Genomic DNA, 18,976 nt, shown 5'->3' on the forward strand with positions numbered 1-18,976 from the left:
GTGCGATGCCGTCAAAGGAGTCCATATGCTGGAATTCAAGGTCGACCGGGAGAAATGCAACCATTGCGGCAAGTGTGTCGCCGACTGTATCCCCAGGGTCATAGCCATGGAGCAGGGCTATCCCGCCATGGCCGCGGAAAAAGAACCGTACTGCTATCGCTGCCAGCACTGCTTCACCATCTGCCCCACCGGGGCGGTTTCCATACTCGGGAGAAGGGCGGAAGACAGCCGGCTGCTCGAGGGGAACCTGCCCGACCCGGAGCAGGTCGAGACCCTGATCAAGGGGCGCCGGTCGGTGCGGCAGTACCTGGACCAGAACCTGGAGCCGCAACTGCTGCAGCGACTTCTGGAGGTCGCCTGGCATGCCCCGACCGGGGTCAATTCGCGCCAGGTCCGCTTCACCGTCATAGACGACAAGCAAAAGCTGGCGGGGTTTCGCGCCGAGGTCATGGCGGGTCTGGGGCGCCTGGTAAGGGAGAACGCACTTCCCGAGGCGTACGCCTTCTTCGCCGACTTCGTGCGCATGTGGGAGGAAGACGGGATTGACGTCCTCTTCCGCGGGGCTCCTCACCTCGTGGTAGCGTCCGTGCCGCAGACGGTCGCGTCCCCGATGCCCGACTGCATCATCGCCCTGTCCTACTTCGAGCTCTTCGCCCAGTCCAACGGCGTCGGCACCGTGTGGGACGGCCTGGCGAGGATCGCCATCAATGACCTTGTCCCCGAGAGCCGGGTGCGGCTCGGCATCCCCGAGGACCACCTCGTGGGTTGCGCCATGGCATTCGGCAGGCCAGCCGTAAGCTACAAGAGGACCGTCCAGCACACCCCGGCATTGATCCACCGCCCGCTCTGACAAACGCATCGCACGCGGATGACGCGGATAAAAACCGATTACCGCGGATAAATCGAAACCCGGGGTTAATCCGCTTCTATCCGCGTCATCCGCAAAATCCGTGTGCGGTGCCGTACCCCTGTTTTTTTAACCTCATCAAACAAATCCCCCCACATTTATTGTTTAAGTAAAACTAAATGGTCGCCGAATAAACTCAGTATCCTCAGTCGCGGTAACGCTTCTGTCTATGGGATACAATACAATTTCGGTATGGAGGGAAGGCATGTTCAAAGGTCTGAAGCCCGCAGCGCTGGTCTTGTCCGTAGCAATCGTTTTGAGTGCGAACATCTTGTCTGCTGGTGAAAAAGAAGAATCGGTCGCGACTGCAATGGCGGAATATCTTCTCTCGGCCCGCGCCGTCCTGGCCCAGAACCAGAAACTAATCAATGACCCCGCTAAAGGTGACAAGGGGTTCACTCCTGCTGTCTATGAACAGCAGGTAAGGATGGAATTCCTCTCCAGGACTTCCGCGGACATCACCAAGATGGGGGACGACGACTTCGGCAAGGCCCTCTCGGATATCCACCAATCGGCGAAGCTGGTGGTTGCGGAAGCGCAGCCGGTGATTAACCAGCAGGGGAAGGGATTCAAGGGGTACAATCCCGCCGCGTTCGGCGCGAAAGTGGGCGCAACCCTGGAAAAACGCTCACAGTTGAGGATCAAGCAGACCAGCCTGCAATTCCGCGCCGACCACAACAAGCCGGACGAGTACGAGACGGCCGTCTTGAAGAAGTTCGCCCTGGGCAAAGGAGAGCAGGTCCATGTTGAAGAAACGGAACTGAACGGCCAAAAGGTGCTGAGATACCTGGTGCCGCTTTACGTCGGGAAGTCATGCCTTACCTGCCACGGTGACCCCGCCGGGAGCGTCGACGTCTCCGGGTACAAAAGGGAAGGCTACAAGGAAGGTGAGCTGCGCGGTGCCATCAGCGTAGCCGTGCCGGTAATGTAGAGCCAGGCAAAGGCATCGCACGCGGATGACGCGGATAAAAACCGATTACCGAGGATAAATCCAAAACTCGGATTGATCCGCCTCTATCCGCGTCATCCGCAAAATCCGTGTGCGATGCCGTGTTGTTCAGCCAGAGCCAACTCCTTCAGCCCTTTCAGATCCAGCTTCCCGGTGCAGAGCATCGGGAGGTTTTCCACTTCGAGATAGCAATCGCGCGCGGGCTTCCAGAGGTTCGGAAGCGCGCTCTCCGCCAGATGCCGCTGCAGGGCCCCGGCATCGGTCGCCCCCCTGGTGTAAACCACAACCAGCTTTTCCCCCTTCTTCTCGTCGGGCACTGCCGTCACCGCCAGCACGCCCGTTTGCCCCAGGCGCGCGTGCAGTTCGTCCTCCAGCGCGCCGTGCGGCACCATCTCACCGCCGATCTTGCTGAACCGCGAAAGCCTGTCCGTGATCCTGATGAAACCGTCCTCGTCCATGACGCCTATGTCGCCGGTCAGGTACCAGCCGTCCCGCAGTACCTCCTCGCTCTTGTCGGCGCGCCCCAGGTAGCCGGACATCACGTTCGGCCCCTTGACCAGGATCATCCCTGCCTCTCCCGGCGCAAGGACGGCCCCGCTCTCGGGATCGACCACCTTGATCGCGACCCCCGGAATCGGGTGCCCCACGCTTCCCTCCTTGGAGCCCTGCTGCCTGACCCCGTCGATCTCCACGTCGGGGAGGCTCAGGGTGATCACCGGCGAGAGCTCGGTTGCCCCGTATCCCTCCATCGGACGCACGCCGAACTTCTCCTCGAATAGGTCGGCGACCTTCGCTTTCAGCTTCTCGGCCCCTGTGATCACCAGCCGCAGGGTGGCGAAATCCTCCCGGTTTGCCCGGCGCAGGTAGGCGAGGAGGAAAGTGGGGGTGGCGAGGAGCAGTGTCGATTTGTGCTCGCGCACGACCGCGGCGATCTTCTCCCCTTCCATCGGGTTCGGGTGGTAGGCGGCGGAAAAGCCTGACACCAGAGGGAACCATAGCGTCCCGGTGAACCCGAGCGAATGGAAGAAGGGGAGGGCGGAGCAGATGTTGTCGTTCAGGTCGACCCGGAACACCATCCGCAGCGCCTCGATGTTTGACATGATGTTGTGGTGGCTGAGCATGACCCCCTTCGGTTCGCCGGTGCTGCCGGACGAGAAGATGACGGTCGCGGTCCGGTCCGGGTGAAAGCCTGCGCTGCGGCAGATGAATCGCACCGGGAAAAGGCGCGCCTTCACCAATGCCGCCAGCTTGTCGAAGCGGGAGAGGGCGGGGACCAGTTCCTCCAGGAAGATCATCCCGGAGAGCCGCGGCAGGTTCGGGAGCTTCTCCAGGAACGCGTGCGAGGTTATCACGGTGTTGATGCCGCACTGGTCGATGGCGGAGCGAAAGGAGGCTTCCGACGCGGTGTAGTTGAGGTTCACCGGGACCTTCCCCAAGAGGGAGATCGCCAGGTTGGCCATCACCCCTCCCGCCGAAGGGGGAAGGAGAATCCCGACATGCTCGGCTTCGCCAATCTCCTGCTTCAGTTTCCCCGCCAGCGCCACGGCCCCGGTAAGGGTCCGGCCATAGGAAAGGGTCTTTCCGGAGCTGTCCGCGGCGGCCTTGCGCTGCCACTGCTGCCGCGCCGTGCGCACGAAGTATTCCGGCAAGGGGCGGCGCTCTCCTTTCTTCGATTCGAAATAGTCGCAGGAGAGTTCCGCGACCTTTTGACGCACCTCGACCGCGCGGCTTGCTGCCGGCATCGGCGCGCCGAAGAGGATGGTGACCGGGTAGGGGGCAAAGGCCGGAAGCCTGGAGAGAAGCCGGCCGTGCGCGTAGGAGAGGATGCTCCCCCAGGCGCCGCCGATGTAGACGGGGACGATGGGGTAGGCGCTGTTTTTGACGATGCGCTCGAAGCCGCCGCGGAACTCGCCCAGCATCCCGTTGCGGGTGAGCGCCCCTTCGGCGAAGATGCAGACCATGTACCCCTGGTCAAGCGCGGCGCGGGCGCTCTTGATGAATTGCAGCATCTCCTTCTTGCCGTCGGTGGAGGAGACTGGGATCACCCCCATGAGCCGGAACAGGGCGTTGAGGATGGGGGTGTTGTAGATGCTCCGTTCCATGACGAAGCGGATGCGGCGCTGGTTGGTTGCAGTCAGAAGGAGCGCGTCGGCCCAGGTCACGTGGTTGGGGATGAGGAGCGCCGGCCCTTCCACGGGGAGGTTGTCTTTCCCGATGATCCTGATGCGGTAAAAGACGCGCATGGTCAAAAGCGCGAGGAAGCGCAGCAGGAAGTCCGGGAGTGCCCAGAAGGAAAGAGCCGTAAGGATCAGGGTCATGGCGCCGACGACGCTGAACCCCTGCGCCGCGGAAAGTCCCAGCGGGCCGCTGAAGAGCCAGGTGAGCCCGGAAGCCGCGAGGATCCCCACCCAGTTGATGAAGCTTGAGGCCGCCAGCACTTCGCCCCGTTTCGAGTCGTCCGCCCGAAGCTGGATGAAGGTCTGCAGCGGCAGGCTGAACACCCCGGCCGAGACGCCGAAGCCGACGATGATGACAAGGCTTGCTGCGAGGTTACCGGGGACGGCGTGCAGCAGGACCGGCGCCAAGGTGAGGCCGGTTGCCCCGAGCGGCACGATGCCGAACTCCACGTCCCTCCCCGAGAGCTTCGCGGCAAGAAGCGACCCGATGCCGATGCCGAAGGCCGCCGCGAGGAACAGGTAGCCGCTTTGCGCCTCGCTGAGCCCGAGTTCCTCAATGCCGTAGCCGATCAGGTTCAACTGGGCGAATGCGCCGATAAACATGAACCAGGCGAGCCCGATGACCGCCAGCATGAGGTGGCGGTCCCGGCGCATTTCGTTCACCGTCTTGAGAATCCGGGTCGGGAGGAGGGCGACCGGGCGGGAGGCGTTACATTGGGTAGTGTTCCCCATCAACCGTGCCGAGCCGAGCCCGGTGAGCGCCACGGCGAGGCAGGCGCAGGCCGAAAGCCAATAGCGCCCACCTGCCGCCTGGGAGAGCGCCGAGGCGATGGCAGTGCCGACGATGATGGCCAGGAAGGTAAAGGATTCGATCAGCCCGTTGGCGCGCGACAGCCCTTCCTTGGGGACCAGTTCCGGTATTACCCCGTATTTTGCCGGCGCGAAGAGTGCGCTGTGGCATCCCATCAGGAAAACGACCAGGTATAGGGCTGGCTCAAAGCGCAGGGCGAAGGAGATTACCGCCAGAAGCGTCGTCGCCACCTCGAACAGTTTCACCCAGACGATCAGCCGCGACTTCGCCAGCCTGTCCGCGAGGCTCCCGGCGGGCGCCGACAGGAGCAGGAAGGGGAGTACGAAGGCGGCGCCCACGCCGGCCGTGACCGCACCCGCTTCGGCCGCGCCAAGGCGCCCGATCAGAAAGAAGATGATCAAAAGCTTCAGTATGTTGTCATTCAAGGCACCGAGGAACTGTGTCGCGTTGAGCCAGGCGAGCGGGTTGGAGCTTTGTCTATACGTTGTCATTTCATACCTCATGGTGATTTCAATGCCATAACCGGATATCAAAGGCTTTTGCTATTGTGTTGACAGGAAATACAGGACCCGCGGTACGTTTGCCCACGAAACATTGCAGGACGGCAAACGTTCCCCCCTTTGCGAAGGGGGGACAGGGGGGATTTGCCTCTCAGGCCTTCCCTATTACAGGGACTATGCCAATCGCTCTTTTCATTCACTTAGCCATGTAACCGCTTGATCCAAAGCCATAAGTGTATTTGTCTGCCAGGTGAAGGCAAAAACCCAATTGACATTCAATGTACGCACCCAGTACATTCGATGCATGAAATCATCAAGAGCTACAGACAGCGAGTGGGAATTCCTGGAGACAGTTGCGCGCGCCGCGTTTGCCAATCCGTTCGGTGAAACGAGAGACGATCTCGATATAGCCATAAGCGGGGCCGCACCTGGTTCATCGGCCGACGAGATCCTGCGTGCGGTAGTGACCCGAATCGACACACAGCTGCAGAGCCTGAGCGACAGGGGAGTGGCCGACCTGCGCAGTCTGGACGGACACCGGCGCGAGGTCATGCGCAGGGTCTGTCTTTTTCACGTCTTCCACCGCTACCTGGACCATTTCGACGAGCTGATAAAGACCCAGCTGAAGGAGGGGGACAAGCAGTGCCGCGTCCCCTTCGCCCGGCACGTGCTGGGGGAGCTGACCGGTTTCGGCATAAGCGACCAGGACGCGGTGCGCGTCCTCGCCGTCTTCTACCAGCTGCGCCGCGCCTTCTACTTCATCAAGAATGGGCTGGTGGGGAGCTCCCCCTCAATGAAGACCCTGCGCCGGCACCTCTGGGACTGCGTTTTCACCCACGATATGAGGTGGTTCGAGGCGGGCCTTTGGGACAAGATGGAGGAATTCTCCATACTTCTGTTGGGGGAAACCGGCACCGGCAAGGGGGCCGCGGCCGCCGCCATCGGGCGCTCCGGGTTCATTCCCTTCGACGTCGCAAAAAACGCCTTTGCCGAGAGCTTCACCCGCAACTTCGTCTCCATCAACCTGTCGCAGTATTCCGAAGGGGTGCTGGAAAGCGAACTCTTCGGGCACAAGAAAGGCGCCTTCACCGGCGCCGTCGACAACCACGAAGGGCTCTTCAGCCGCTGCGCCCCGCACGGCGTCATCTTCCTGGACGAGATAGGCGACGTCAGCATCCCTGTGCAGATAAAACTGCTCCGGGTGCTGCAGGAGAGGATCTTCTTCCCGGTGGGGAGTCACGAGGCCAGACGCTTCAGCGGGCGCATCGTCGCTGCGACCAACCGTCCGCTGGACGAGATGCTGGAAAGCGGTAAGTTTCGCGACGACCTCTACTACCGCCTCTGTTCCGACGTCATCACGCTTCCTCCCCTCAGGGTGCGCCTTAAAGAGGAGCCGCAGGAGTTGGACAACCTGCTTGGCGTTCTCCTCGCCCGTCTTGCCGGCGAGATGCCGGGGCGCGAGAAGCAGTTGGTGAAAAGGATCCTGAAGCGCGACCTCGGGCCGGATTACGCATGGCCGGGGAACGTGCGGGAGCTGGAACAGGCGATAAAGAGGATCATCCTCACCGGACGCTACCAGGGGGTGAAACGGGAAGTCCCGAAGCAGGACGCCGCGGCCCGGCTTTCCCGGGAGATGGCGGAAGGTTCGATGAATGCCGAGGAACTGCTTGCAGCCTACTGCGCGTCCCTTTATCAAAGCTTCGGCACCTACGAGGAAGTAGCCCGCAGGACCCGGCTCGACCGGCGCACCGTCAAGAAGTACGTGGAGATGGGTAGAAACAGGGAATGAACTACAAGTGAATCCCATTGACATAGAGCGCGCCATAGGCAATAACAAGCAATTATTTGCTTTGATCAAGCAGTCCAGTCTGTCTGTCGGATGTATCTTGCTGTCCCGCTCATTGACTCACCAGGCAGGCGGGATAATATTTGGTGGGCTTCGGGGAGTGCCTCAAGCCTGCTAAAACAACAAAGGAGGATGTATGTTCAAAAAAGTTGCTATTGCTGCAGTACTGTCGCTGATGGTTTCCGGTGTTGCCCATGCAGGGCTTGACGCTCTCAAGGGCTTGGGGAAGGAAGCAGGTAAGAGCGTTGCTGCCAGCGCCAAGGAAGGGGCGCTCAGCGCCGTGACCAAGAAGCTCAAGAAGGTGCAGAACGAGAAGGGGCCGATCAAGTTCAAGACCGGCAAAGCCGAGATCGATCCTTCCTGCGACAAGACCATGACCGCCATCGCGGCAATCATGACCGACTACCCCGGCTTCCACGTCCAGGTTGACGGCCACACCGACAACGTCGGCAAGCCCGAGGCCAACCAGAAGCTTTCCCAGGACCGTGCCGATGCCGTGGTGAAATACCTGGTGGACAAGAAGGGGGTCGATGCCAAGCGCCTTTCCGCCAAAGGTTTCGGCGACAGCCAGCCTATTGCCAACAACAAGACCAAGGCCGGCCAGGCGAAGAACCGCCGCGTCGATTTCACCGTCACCAAGATGTAGCCAATCAAAGGGGAGCCGTCCGGCTCCCCTTTTTCTCTATCGTCATAATCTCAAAGCTGCACAGATGAATGTCGCCCTCCCCCCCGCCCCTCTCCCAGAGGGCGAGGGGAGAAAGACTAAACCGACGTGCCGTCCATACCCTCTCCCTTTGGGAGAGGGTGCCCGAAGGGCGGGCCTGCGCGCCGTAGCGCTTCGGTCCGCGAAGGCGGGTGAGGGAAGATATGGAGTTTCCCATGATCTATGCCATTGCCATTTTCCTCCTGGTTGTATGTTTTCTGGTGTACCGTGACATGGAGTTCCGTAAAGAGCTACGCAACCGAAAACCCAGCCGCTCCTTCCGTGTTTGTGAGCCCGGACAGGATCCTTTCGAGGGGCGCATCGAATTCCACATTAGGCCGGAGGATTAAGCATGGCGGCAGAGATCACGCGCTGCACTGACCAAGTACTCGTCAGGTTGGTTTTGCTATCAGCAATATTGGCAACGGCTGGTTGTTCATGGCCCAGTATGGAAATTGGCGGCGAAAAGTATCTCCTTTCGCCAACCCCGACCAAGCATACGACAAAGAGTGAGTCAGCACCTGGAAGTATCCAGGAGTTGAAATAAGGAAAGCAGGATCGGTTATGGATATTGATCTATTTCTCGAACGAATTGGGGTTCAGTCACTTCCAGATTCACCCTTGAAGCGCCTTCAGACCCTGCACAGGGCGATGACCAAAACGGTGCCCTTCGAAAACGTGGCCGTTCTGGAAGGTAAGAACATCAGCCTCGAACCAAGCGACATTTTCGCAAAAGTGGTCGGAGAGGGAAGGGGTGGCTATTGCTTCGAGTTGAACGGCCTTCTTGCCCATCTGCTTGAGCGCCTTGGCTACAAGCTAGAGCGCCTGCTTGGCAGGGTCTGGGCGAACGGCGCACCGGCGCCTTCGCTGACCCATATGACGCTGCGTGTTTTCGTGGAAGACCGTCCCTACCTTTGCGATGTCGGCTTCGGGGGAGGGACGTTGAGGGAGCCGTTGCCCTGGTCTCCCGGTGAGGCCGCGGTACAAGGCCCTGACACGTTCCGGCTTGATGCGACCGACAACGGGGAAACCATGCTGTCGCGGCTTGCGGATGGGGAATGGAAGAACCTGTACAGCCTGCTCCCCTGCCCGGTGCGTCCCCAGGACTACATCCCCGGCAATCATTACACGTCGACCCACCCCAACTCGTATTTCACCCAAAGCCTGGTCGCCGCGCTGACCACGGATAGCGGGCGCAAAACGCTCCGCGATCGCCTCTTTCGCACGGTGGGCGCTGACGGAGAGACCGAAAGGGAATTGACGACCTTCGATGAAGTGGTTCAGGTTCTCGACCAGGAGTTCGGCCTGAAGAGTCTCGATCTTGCCTCTCTGAAGAGCCGGCTTTCGCACCTCTTTGATTGAGAAAAGGGAACGACCCCCCAAAGGAGAGTAACCGTGTCTTTGCGCAGCCTTCGCATCCTCACCGCCATTGCCGGCAAAGGAACCTTCGCAGCCGCAGCCGACCAGCTGGGGCTGACCCAGTCGGCCGTAAGCCTGCAGGTCAAGAAGTTGGAGGACGAACTGGGCGTGCAGCTATTCGAAAGGGGAGGTCGCAGTCCCAGGCTCAACATGAACGGCCGCTACGTGGTGGACCGGGCATCGGAGATTCTTCTTATCTACGATGAAATAAAGGGGCGGCTTTCCCCTGCCGACGGGGTGCAGGGGCTGCTGACGCTGGGCGCCGTCCCTACGGTGATCACCGGCTCGCTCCCTCCCGCACTCCAGCGGCTTCGATCCCGCTACCGCGACATGCATGTGAAACTGGTCTCGGGACTTTCCACCGAACTCGTGCGCAAAGTCGAAGAGGGCGACCTTGACGCCGCCTTGACGACAGAGCCCCCCTACGCCGTGCCGCCGCAATACGAATGGATCCCGTACGATGAAGAGCCTTTTTTCGTGGTTGCTCCCCTGGGAGCCGGCATCAAAGACGTCCGGCTGCTGTTCGAGCGCTTTCCTTTCGTGCGCTTCGACAAGATGGCCTGGGCAGGCGCCATGGTAGACCGCGAGCTGATGTTGCACGGAATCCGGCCGCGCGAGGTCATGGAATTCGATTCCCTGGAAGCCGCCCTCGCCTTGGTGGAGGCAGGGCTGGGGATTGCCGTGGTGCCGCTGGGCAAATCGCGCCTGGATCACGTCGGCAGCAATTTCACCCTCACCCCTTTCGGCACCCCGCAGCTGACACGGCGCGTCGGTATGTACCAGAAGCGGCAACACCCACGCCTGGCGTTGACCTGCAAGGTTCTGGACGAGTTGTCGCAGGCAAAGCTGAAGTAAAACTCAAGGAAGAGATAAAAACTATCAACTTTTTTTAAAGACATGGTCGTGCTACCCTCTTGCCACAGTCCAACATGAAGAGGTTGTAGCATGGCCGTTATCGTAAATGCCCTCACCCCTGTTCTGGCGCTGATCCTTCTGGGTTTTCTCCTCAGGCGCACTGAATTCATCCCCTCCTCCTTCTGGCCTTCCGCGGAAAAGCTGACCTACTACCTCCTGATGCCGGCCACCCTGATCCACAGCCTCGCCGGCAAAGAGATCGGCTCCTCGCCCTGGTTGAACATACTGCTCACGGTCGGCGGCGCCATCTTCGCCAGCGTCTTGTTCGTGATCCTGGGCTGGCTCATGCGCAGACAGATGGGGGGAGCGGCCTTCACTTCGCTTTTCCAGGGCGGGGTTCGCTTCAACACCTTCGTAGCGCTGGCCCTTGCAGAAAACCTGTTCGGGAAGGAAGGCCTGTTCCTGGCCTCCCTGGGTGCGGGGTTCATGATACTGATCATCAACGTTCTATGCGTCTCCGCCTTCTCGGTGGCCGTCGGCGACGGCGTTTGCGACCTGAAGAAGGTAGGGCGCGACCTGTTGCGGAACCCGCTGATCTGGGGATGCGCCCTGGGCATCGGCATCAACGCCGCCGGGGTGAAACTGCCGTCGGCGATCGACGGTTCGCTCACCCTTCTCGGCAAGGCAGCCTTTCCTGTCGGTCTGATGGCGGTAGGGGCCGCATACCGCCCCGGCAACATAGCCCGGCACTGGCAGCCGCTTTTGACAAGCTGCGGCATCCAGTTCGTCTGCAAGCCGGTCATCGCCTGGTATCTGGCGGCAGCCACGGGTTTGTCCGGGGTTGCCGCCGGAGTCGCGGTACTGCTTTTCAGTGTCCCTACCGCGCCGACTGCCTATATCCTTTCCAGGCAGATGGGCGGAGACCATGACAGCATGGCGGTGATAATCACCGTTCAGACCTGCCTCTCCTTTTTCACCCTCCCGCTCACGCTCTGGCTGTTGAGATGATCCTTCGCCCCTTGACAACATTTCCTCATTGGGTTATCTATATCGCCGCTTCGACTGCTACAGATATACGACAATACTAAACCTTCCGCGAGGATGGGACGGAAAGCCTATAGGGTCTCACTGAGACAGCCGGGTCGCCGAAAATATCTTTTTCGATATTCAGGGTGGCCCGGCTTTTTTCGTTCCATGCCTCAGGCCACAGCTATTTCTGTGCGATCTGAGCTAATCAAAGGAGGAAGTATTATGAAGAGATTTATGATTCTTGCAGGTTTGTTGGCGCTTGTTTCCCTGGTCCCTGGTACTGCCATGGCTGACAGCATCAAGGGGAGGTTGGGCGTGACTGGGAAAGTCGGGTTTATCATCCCGGCTGACAACGAAGCTGAATACGGCTTCAGGGACAACAACACCGACGCCGGCCTGGTCTTGGGCGGCGGTCTGCTTTACGGCATCGACGATCATTTCGCTGCTGAACTGGATGTGAGCAACTACTACTTCGATTCGGAAACCGGCGACTTCGACGTCACCAATGTCTCCTTCGGAGGCCAGTACCGGATCACAAACATGCATGACAGAAGGCTGGTCCCCTATGTTGGAGCCGGATTGGACGTCATCAGCACTGACTACGACGCAAATTTCGGTGGGAACCGGCATGTGGATACGACTCTAGGCGTCCATGTGAGCGGTGGGGTCGATTACTTCATCGAAAAACAGGTCGCTTTGAGCGCCGAGGCAAAGCTAGTGCTGGCGCCGGACGCCGACATCACTGAAGACGGCTACCACAGCGGTTCCTTCGATCCGACCAACTTTTCCACCGCCTTCGGAGTCCGTTTCTTCTTCAACTGACCTGGCGAAACGAGTCCAGAAGTTGGAACATCAGTATGTCCCACTGTGCCTTCCCTAAGTCCCCCTTTGCGAAGGGGGATTTAGGGGGATTTACTTTTAAGAATTTCTCCGGCCGGTGTCTGTCAGGCAGACACCGGCCAGGCCTTATTTAGGCCGGTTGCCCTTTCCATTCCCGGTGCGATAATCACCCCTGTTGCTTTTTTTCGGTAACGGAGGCCTTTATGAATCGCGAACAGCACGTTTGCCTGGTCTGCGGCTTCAACATGATCGGGTTCCATCCCTCCCATTGCCCTTTTTGCGGCGCCTCGTCAAAGCATTTCATAACCGCGGAAGAATGCTCAGCGCGCTTCCGTGTCACCTCGACTCCGGTGAACCAAAAAGTGTCGAGGCTCAATTCCCAGCCCGCCCTCGGCATCGAGCATGCCGCCTACCGGATCGAGACGGGCAACGGCGCGTGCTGGATCGACTGCCCGTCCTGCTTCGATACCTCGCTCGCCAAGGCCGATACCATACTCTTCACCCATCACCACTTCCTCGGTGCTTCCAACCTCTATCGCGATCACTTCGAAGCTGAGGTGCGCATCCACCAACTCGACTCCACCCACGACATCTGCCGCCCCTTCAGTTTCGACGCCACCTTCCAGGAGAACTTCGTCCACAACGGGATAGAGGCGTTCCATATCGGGGGGCATACCCCGGGGTTCACCTGCTACATCTTCGAGGACGTCTTCTTCATCTGCGACTACGTCTTTCTCGATGGCGACCGCTTGAAATACAACCCGTTCGGTCCCGCCGACCTCACCATCGCAGGGGGAAGAGTCATCGAAGAGATCATCAGCGACCGTCAGTTCTCCACCGTCTGCGGCTATAACTACGTGATCGGCTACGGCGAGTGGAAGCGCAGGTTCGACGCCGGCCCCATATTTGGGGGATATTGAACCTGAAGATGGTGAACTTCCTTGCGGCAAGGAGCAACCTATGGGAAACAGTGCACTCGCGGCAGGGTTTTGGGGCTTGGTGGGGGGATGTTCCCTTCTCATCGGGGCCGTCATCGGCCTTTTCGTTCCGACATCGAAAAAGGTGATCTCAGCCGTTATGGCGCTCGGCGCCGGCGTTCTCATCTCTTCCGTAGCTTTCGAGCTGATGGACGAGGCGTTTCGCAGCGGCGGTTTCGACGCCGCCTCCATCGGGCTTTCCCTTGGCGCTATCCTTTTTTACGTGGGCGACCAGATCATCGAGAAGAAAGGCGGCAAACATCGGAAACGGTCCCAAGGGCAGCAGGCAGGTGGATCCTCCACCGCGATCTTGCTGGGGGCACTCATGGATGGCATCCCCGAGTCCATTGCCATCGGCGTTAGTCTGCTCAAGGGGGGGACGGTAGGAGTCGTCATGGTCGTCGCCGTCTTCCTCAGCAACATTCCGGAGTCTTTGTCATCGGCATCGGGGATGCAGAAAGCGGGGCACTCAAGGAAATTCATCCTTCTGGTATGGACCGCCGTAGTGGCGATCTCGGCCGCCAGTTCGCTGGTGGGCTACCTGCTATTGGCCGGCGTGTCGGGGAACATCATCGGCGGGATCCAGGCATTCGCGGCAGGAGCGATCCTCACCATGCTGGCCAGCACCATGATGCCAGAGGCATTTGAAGAAGGGGGCGCCATTGTCGGGCTGATAACGACAGCAGGGTTCCTGGTCTCATTCGTGTTGAGCAAACTGCAAGGGTAATCCCGCTAAAATATATTGTGATCCTGGGGGGACGTTGTGGGCATTGAAAGCAACCTCGATATCGACCAGGCCAAGTCCGTCGCCTTCATCATCACCCACACCATCAAGGAGGGTGAAGAGGAGCGGTACGAGGCTTGGCTCTCTGACATTCTCAGCCTGGTCAGCCGTGCCCCTGGCTATCTCGGAAGGGAGGTATTCCGCCCGGCCCAAGGGACGAGGACGTACACCTCAATACTGCGATTCGACACTTACCATAATCTTAACGCCTGGGCGCACTCCGATGATCGCAAATCAATGGTCAGCCGGGTCAGCGACCTCCTGACCAAAGGTGATGTCCACGAGGTCAGGACCGGGGTCGATTTCTGGTTTACCCCCCAGTACATAAAGCCACCTAAATCTTGGAAGCAGTTTCTTCTTGTCCTCTCTGCCATTTACCCGCTGACCTTAATCATCCCCTACCTTCTGAATCCATTGTTCGGCGCGACGGGACCTTTGCAGTTCCCCTTGGTAAAGGCGCTGCTAATCGCTGCGGTCATCGTGGCGCTGATGACTTTTGTGATAATGCCGCGCTACACCCGGCTGGTGAAGCGCTGGCTGTATGAAGAAACGGATTAGCGTAACTTGTACTATTGCCCCGGATCTTGGCACTTCCCAAATAGCACTCTCAAACCCTGCCTCCAGTCCTCTTCACCCCCTTCGCATCGTTTCCCTCTACGAATCCACTGTCTTGACAAATACTAATTGATATCCCCCAACTGCGCGTGATAGTCTGATTGCCCGAAATCGGACCGCCAAGGTTTAGCCAAACTCGCTATGAAGTGAATTGTCAGCATCTAATGATGCAAGGAAGGCGACCACAGAAATGACCACAGAAGATTTGTTGCAAGACCTCAAGAAGAAAGGCGAACTTGACGAACGCCACCTTTTGGCTTCGATCCGACTGCTGCACTTACTTGCCTCAGGGAAATCCTCCGAAGAGGTCATGTCCACGCTGTTACCTTTTTTTCAAGAACTTTCAGGATGTGAAGCTGTAGCTGTCCGACTTCGTGAAGAAGAGGATTACCCCTATTTCCATACCCTGGGTTTCGCATCTGAGTTCGTGAACGCTGAGAGTCATCTGTGCGCAAAAGACTTGGCCGGCCAGATAAAAAGGGACAACATCGGCAATCCGGTTCTGGAATGCATGTGCGGCAACATCCTCTGCGGGCGCTTTGACCATGGCAAGCCTTTCTTCACCCCGAATGGCAGTTTCTGGACAAACAGTACCAGTGAGTTACTCGAAGGTACTACCGAAGAGGACCTCCAGTCACGAACCCGCAACAGATGCAGCGCGGAGGGATACGAATCAGTAGCCCTGGTTCCACTTCACCATAATGAAGAAATCATAGGACTGATACAGTTCAACGATCGACGCAAGGATCGATTTTCCAAAGGGTTTATCTCACTTGTAGAGTTGTTGGCAGACAGCGTGACCGTTGCGGTAGTTAGGCGGTGGGAGGAAGATAGCCTCAGAAAGCGCGAGGAATATTACCGCGCTATGGTGACAGCGTTCGACGGGTTGATATACATCTGCTCGGCCGATTACCGGATCGAGTTCCTGAATGAAGCCCTGAAGCGGCGTATTGGGCACGACGCCACCGGCGAGCCATGTTATGAAGCTCTGCATGGACTTGATGCCATCTGCCCCTGGTGTAAAAACGACCTGATTTTTGCAGGCGAGAGCCATCGTTGGGTGGTGCAAAGCCCAAAAGACAACCGCTGGTACGAAGTTTCCAATACCCCGATAAGGAAAAACAACAAGATCGTTTCCAAGCAGGCGATGATTATGGACGTGACAGAGCGGCAACAACTGCACGAGGAGATTCTGCGCAAGCAACAAGATTTGATACTGGCAAATGACCTGTTGGAAAGCCGCGTTGCCGAGCGAACCGCCAATCTGGAGGCAGCAATGAGGGAACACGAGTCATTCAGTTACTCCGTTTCCCATGACCTGCGCGCTCCCCTGCGCCACATCAACAGCTTCAGCGCCATTATGATGGAGGAATTAGCGGACGAACTGCCGCCTACTTCGAAGGACTACCTGGAGCGGATCCGCTCAGCATCCAACAGGATGGGGGGATTGATCGACCACCTGCTTGAACTGTCCAGGGTAGGGAGGGCGGCGCTGAAACTGGAGCCGGTGGATTTGAGCGAGATGGCCGCGTCCATTTTGACCGTTCTCCAGGAGATGGAGCCGAAGCGGACGGTCAAAATATTTGTCGAAGAGGATATGCGGGTGCTGGGGGACCGGACACTGTTGCAACAGTTGCTTCAGAATCTGCTGGGAAACGCCTGGAAGTACACCTCCAAAACCGTAAATGCTCATATCGAGTTCGGCAGTTCAAAGCGAGGCGAAGGCGCAGTTTTCTATGTCAAAGATAACGGCGCAGGGTTCGACATGCAGTACAAGGACAACCTGTTCGTTGCCTTCCAGCGTTTGCATACCGGGGAGTTCGAAGGAGAAGGGATCGGGCTTACCACCGCTCAGCGCATAATCCAGCGTCACAGTGGTGACATCTGGGCTGAGGGAGAAGTAGGAAAGGGGGCGACCTTCTACTTCACCTTGCCGAATTAACCCGCATTATCCGCAGTCATCACACGCCTTAGCGCTCCCCAACCGAAGCGGTGGGCCCGTTCCATTTAAGCGGAATGTCGTTCAGCTAAGACGGAGCGCCGCCCAAGCAAGAGGGAGCGCCGACCAAACAACTCGGAGAGCCATTTCATTCGAACGGGGCTCCGTCTTACCGAAACGGATAGCCGTTTTGCCAGGACGGAGGGCTGTTTAACCGAAGCGGAGATACCGTTCAGCGAAGACGGAGTGCCGACCAACTTAGATGGAGCGCCGAACAACCTCAAACGGAGGGGCGGTTTAACTGAGGTGGAGCTCTCGCCGAACTTTAATGGTGGGCTGATTAACTTAAGTGGAGTTCCCGACAAACCTATATGGAGGGCCATTTAAAAAAGTTGGGAGGTCTGTTCCATTAAAATGGAGCTCCATTCAACTAAAGCGGTGGTCCGAATAACTTAAGCGGCATGCCGTTTAAAAAGTTGGTGCTCCAACTAACTTCGAGAAAGTGCCGTATAACAAGTTGAAGCGGGGCGGGTGGACACCTCCAGGTGGTCCGTCGGGGCAAATGGGAGCTCGCTTGGGCGGTGAGGCAGCACCGGTTTTTCTGAGTGGCATGTCGATGTGCAATATCGGAGCTCCTTTTTTGTGAAATAGAGCATCGGTTGGCGTAAGTGGAGTGCCGTTTTAGGTTACGCGGTACGCCGAAAAGTAAAACTGGAGCTCCGCTTAGTTCACTCGCCATGCCAGCCTGGTAGAAATGGAGCTCCCCTTTAGTTACACCGTAGTCCCAGCAAGTAAAAATGGAGTGCCGACTAAAATAAACGGAGCGCCACATAAGAATGCCTGTATGCCGTTTATGTAAGTTGGAACTCCAACAAAATAAAATGGTGGTCCGATATTATAAAATGACACTCCATCTAAGTTAAACGAGGCTCCGAGAAGTTTAATTGGGGTACCAAACAGATAACCCGGTACTCGTTGCCACACCTGTTATTTATTTAATATTTCGGAGGGACAACGTTGAAATTGAGATTTGTCGGTGTGGTCATGTTGGTGGCCTGTTCACTGTTTTTGTTGGCGGGTTGTGGCGGAGGAGACAGCACAGCAACACCCGTTACTGTCCTTAAGAGAGTTGGCTGGATGTTCGATAACGTCCCATCTGATATTGTCCCTTCTGGCGATAACAGTATCCTAAACGTCCGCCTCTACTATGACGAATCTATCCCACAAGACCAGATAGACGGCATCGTCATCACTTCTCCAACAGGTGCGTACTGGACCCCCAATTTATCCTTCAGCACGTCCAGTAACGGCTCCCCCTGCTTGGTTGCCACCCTGGTGTTCTCAAACCGAGAAGCGATCCCTCTTGCTGGGACATGGAGTTTCCACGTAAAGCTGAAAAACATCCCGACTTACCCATTTGAAATGTCGCTGCATGAGCCGGGGAGTACTGCCAGTGCAAGCCGCCCTTATCTCTATACCAAAGAGGACTGGTCCCCAGTTTTTCCGGGTGGATACGTAGCGGCATTGGCCCGCTACCCCTCCCAGGGGTATCAGGTGCAGTATTCGCCGGATAACGGGGGCAAAATCAGCAGCATCGGTATGTCAGCGGTGCGGACTGCATACCTTTGGTCTGAACAAAGAAAGTACAACTCGTATATATGGCTGTTTGATGCGAACAAGAACTACCTGGGGATGACCACCAACGAGTACGCAACCAGCGATCATGCCAGTACTGATCTGATAACTTCGGCAGGTGAACTGTCCATAGTTCCCGCAACCACAAACGTCTCGGTAGCTCCAGTAAATCTTGCGGACGTTAAATATCTGAGATTCGTCATGACCGATGGAGCTCAATATGCGCCAGATTATAACTATGATTACCGGTCAGTGTCGTCCCTTGTCCCGGTAAATTGAGATGATTAGACCAACAGTTCATCGCTGAAGGAGGGGGCTATTAAACTTCAATCGCATGAAATGAACGATTACCTGGTTTCTGACACTATCGTCGACTGGAAGGCTCCTGAAGTGCGGCAGAAAGCGCTTGATCTGACGCGATCGCTTGCCGGTGACGTCGACAAGGCCCGCTGTCTGTACGAGTGGGTAAGGGACGCTATTCCCCATTCCAATGACGTCGGCATGGACGTCGTGACCTGCACGGCCAGCGGAGTTCTACGTCATGGCACGGGAATCTGCTTTGCCAAAAGTCATCTGCTGGCCGCGTTGTTGCGGGCGGTCGGTATCCCGGCCGGGTTCTGCTACCAGGTGTTGCGGCTCGATCCGCCGGTCAACAACGAGTTGGTATTACACGGTTTCAACTGCGTCTATTTAGCCACCCTCAACAAGTGGATAAGGCTGGATGCGCGTGGGAACACCGGCAGCATCGATGCCCAGTTCAGTGTCGAGAAAGAGCAGCTTGCCTTCGACATGGATCCTGCGGCCGGTGAGTTCATTTACGAAACGATCTTTGCCGCACCGGTTCCCAGTGTGGTCGACAAGCTGAGGAAATACGACAGCAGAAAAGAGCTGTGGTTGGATCTGCCGAGAGCCTTTTGAGAAGAGAGCCTCCGATGACGTCACCAACTGCGAATTCTGGTGAAGTCATAAGAGATATAAGGATATCAAGCC

Annotated in this window: 15 protein-coding genes and 1 riboswitch; of the genes, 14 read left to right on the forward strand and 1 reads right to left on the reverse strand. The window is 57.7% G+C overall.

Features of this window, described 5'->3' with window-relative positions; translation table 11 throughout:
• Positions 1-25 precede the first annotated feature (25 nt).
• A complete protein-coding gene (locus tag GEOBRER4_RS01510) occupies positions 26-850 on the forward strand; it encodes a nitroreductase family protein (protein ID WP_185243938.1) in 825 nt (274 codons plus the stop codon).
• Between the two features lie 262 nt (positions 851-1,112).
• A complete protein-coding gene (locus tag GEOBRER4_RS01515) occupies positions 1,113-1,838 on the forward strand; it encodes a Tll0287-like domain-containing protein (RefSeq protein ID WP_185243939.1) in 726 nt (241 codons plus the stop codon).
• 92 nt (positions 1,839-1,930) lie between these two features.
• Here the strand turns inward: GEOBRER4_RS01515 and GEOBRER4_RS01520 are convergent, their stop codons facing one another.
• On the reverse strand, positions 1,931-5,335 hold the full coding sequence (locus GEOBRER4_RS01520) for an acyl-[ACP]--phospholipid O-acyltransferase (protein WP_185243940.1): 3,405 nt from the start codon (positions 5,333-5,335) through the stop codon (positions 1,931-1,933).
• 313 nt (positions 5,336-5,648) lie between these two features.
• Between GEOBRER4_RS01520 and GEOBRER4_RS01525 the strand changes: the two genes are divergently transcribed.
• From GEOBRER4_RS01525 to GEOBRER4_RS01580, 12 genes are all read left to right on the forward strand, one after another.
• Complete coding sequence (locus tag GEOBRER4_RS01525) at positions 5,649-7,133, forward strand: sigma 54-interacting transcriptional regulator (protein WP_185243941.1); 1,485 nt, start codon at positions 5,649-5,651, stop codon at positions 7,131-7,133.
• 193 nt (positions 7,134-7,326) lie between these two features.
• Positions 7,327-7,836 carry an OmpA family protein gene (locus GEOBRER4_RS01530; protein ID WP_085814190.1) on the forward strand — a complete coding sequence of 170 codons (510 nt, stop codon included), beginning with the start codon at positions 7,327-7,329 and terminating at the stop codon, positions 7,834-7,836.
• Positions 7,837-8,457: 621 nt separating this feature from the next.
• Positions 8,458-9,255: an arylamine N-acetyltransferase family protein gene (locus GEOBRER4_RS01535; RefSeq protein ID WP_185243942.1), complete on the forward strand. Its 798-nt coding sequence runs from the start codon at positions 8,458-8,460 to the stop codon at positions 9,253-9,255.
• A gap of 33 nt (positions 9,256-9,288) precedes the next feature.
• Positions 9,289-10,167 (forward strand): LysR family transcriptional regulator, encoded by an 879-nt coding sequence (locus GEOBRER4_RS01540; protein WP_185243943.1) that lies wholly within the window; start codon positions 9,289-9,291, stop codon positions 10,165-10,167.
• A 90-nt stretch (positions 10,168-10,257) separates the two neighbouring features.
• The gene (locus GEOBRER4_RS01545; RefSeq protein ID WP_185243944.1) at positions 10,258-11,175 is read left to right on the forward strand and encodes an AEC family transporter; all 918 of its coding nucleotides are present in this window, start codon (positions 10,258-10,260) and stop codon (positions 11,173-11,175) included.
• Positions 11,176-11,240: 65 nt separating this feature from the next.
• Positions 11,241-11,317: riboswitch (cyclic di-GMP riboswitch) on the forward strand.
• 113 nt (positions 11,318-11,430) lie between these two features.
• Positions 11,431-12,018 carry an outer membrane beta-barrel protein gene (locus GEOBRER4_RS01550; protein ID WP_226377934.1) on the forward strand — a complete coding sequence of 196 codons (588 nt, stop codon included), beginning with the start codon at positions 11,431-11,433 and terminating at the stop codon, positions 12,016-12,018.
• Positions 12,019-12,239: 221 nt separating this feature from the next.
• Positions 12,240-12,956 carry an MBL fold metallo-hydrolase gene (locus GEOBRER4_RS01555; RefSeq protein WP_185243946.1) on the forward strand — a complete coding sequence of 239 codons (717 nt, stop codon included), beginning with the start codon at positions 12,240-12,242 and terminating at the stop codon, positions 12,954-12,956.
• Between the two features lie 40 nt (positions 12,957-12,996).
• Entirely contained in the window at positions 12,997-13,740 is a 744-nt protein-coding gene (locus GEOBRER4_RS01560) for a ZIP family metal transporter (RefSeq protein ID WP_185243947.1), read from the forward strand.
• A 36-nt stretch (positions 13,741-13,776) separates the two neighbouring features.
• Positions 13,777-14,355: an antibiotic biosynthesis monooxygenase gene (locus GEOBRER4_RS01565; protein ID WP_085814182.1), complete on the forward strand. Its 579-nt coding sequence runs from the start codon at positions 13,777-13,779 to the stop codon at positions 14,353-14,355.
• Positions 14,356-14,602: 247 nt separating this feature from the next.
• Positions 14,603-16,354, forward strand: coding sequence for an ATP-binding protein (locus GEOBRER4_RS01570; protein ID WP_185243948.1), 1,752 nt, complete (start codon positions 14,603-14,605; stop codon positions 16,352-16,354).
• Between the two features lie 1,014 nt (positions 16,355-17,368).
• Positions 17,369-18,265, forward strand: coding sequence for a hypothetical protein (locus GEOBRER4_RS01575; RefSeq protein ID WP_185243949.1), 897 nt, complete (start codon positions 17,369-17,371; stop codon positions 18,263-18,265).
• A gap of 60 nt (positions 18,266-18,325) precedes the next feature.
• Positions 18,326-18,904 carry a transglutaminase-like domain-containing protein gene (locus GEOBRER4_RS01580; RefSeq protein ID WP_226377862.1) on the forward strand — a complete coding sequence of 193 codons (579 nt, stop codon included), beginning with the start codon at positions 18,326-18,328 and terminating at the stop codon, positions 18,902-18,904.
• Positions 18,905-18,976 lie beyond the last annotated feature (72 nt).

It is taken from the genome of Citrifermentans bremense (assembly GCF_014218275.1).
Classification (GTDB): Bacteria; Desulfobacterota; Desulfuromonadia; order Geobacterales; family Geobacteraceae; genus Geomonas; species Geomonas pelophila.

Coding starts and splice junctions, on each gene's coding strand:
- GEOBRER4_RS01510 (WP_185243938.1), top strand. CDS start 26: ATGCTGGAATTCAAGGTCGACCGGGAGAAATGCAACCATTGCGGCAAG.
- GEOBRER4_RS01515 (WP_185243939.1), top strand. CDS start 1,113: ATGTTCAAAGGTCTGAAGCCCGCAGCGCTGGTCTTGTCCGTAGCAATC.
- GEOBRER4_RS01520 (WP_185243940.1), bottom strand. CDS start 5,335: ATGACAACGTATAGACAAAGCTCCAACCCGCTCGCCTGGCTCAACGCG.
- GEOBRER4_RS01525 (WP_185243941.1), top strand. CDS start 5,649: ATGAAATCATCAAGAGCTACAGACAGCGAGTGGGAATTCCTGGAGACA.
- GEOBRER4_RS01530 (WP_085814190.1), top strand. CDS start 7,327: ATGTTCAAAAAAGTTGCTATTGCTGCAGTACTGTCGCTGATGGTTTCC.
- GEOBRER4_RS01535 (WP_185243942.1), top strand. CDS start 8,458: ATGGATATTGATCTATTTCTCGAACGAATTGGGGTTCAGTCACTTCCA.
- GEOBRER4_RS01545 (WP_185243944.1), top strand. CDS start 10,258: ATGGCCGTTATCGTAAATGCCCTCACCCCTGTTCTGGCGCTGATCCTT.
- GEOBRER4_RS01550 (WP_226377934.1), top strand. CDS start 11,431: ATGATTCTTGCAGGTTTGTTGGCGCTTGTTTCCCTGGTCCCTGGTACT.
- GEOBRER4_RS01555 (WP_185243946.1), top strand. CDS start 12,240: ATGAATCGCGAACAGCACGTTTGCCTGGTCTGCGGCTTCAACATGATC.
- GEOBRER4_RS01560 (WP_185243947.1), top strand. CDS start 12,997: ATGGGAAACAGTGCACTCGCGGCAGGGTTTTGGGGCTTGGTGGGGGGA.
- GEOBRER4_RS01570 (WP_185243948.1), top strand. CDS start 14,603: ATGACCACAGAAGATTTGTTGCAAGACCTCAAGAAGAAAGGCGAACTT.
- GEOBRER4_RS01580 (WP_226377862.1), top strand. CDS start 18,326: ATGAACGATTACCTGGTTTCTGACACTATCGTCGACTGGAAGGCTCCT.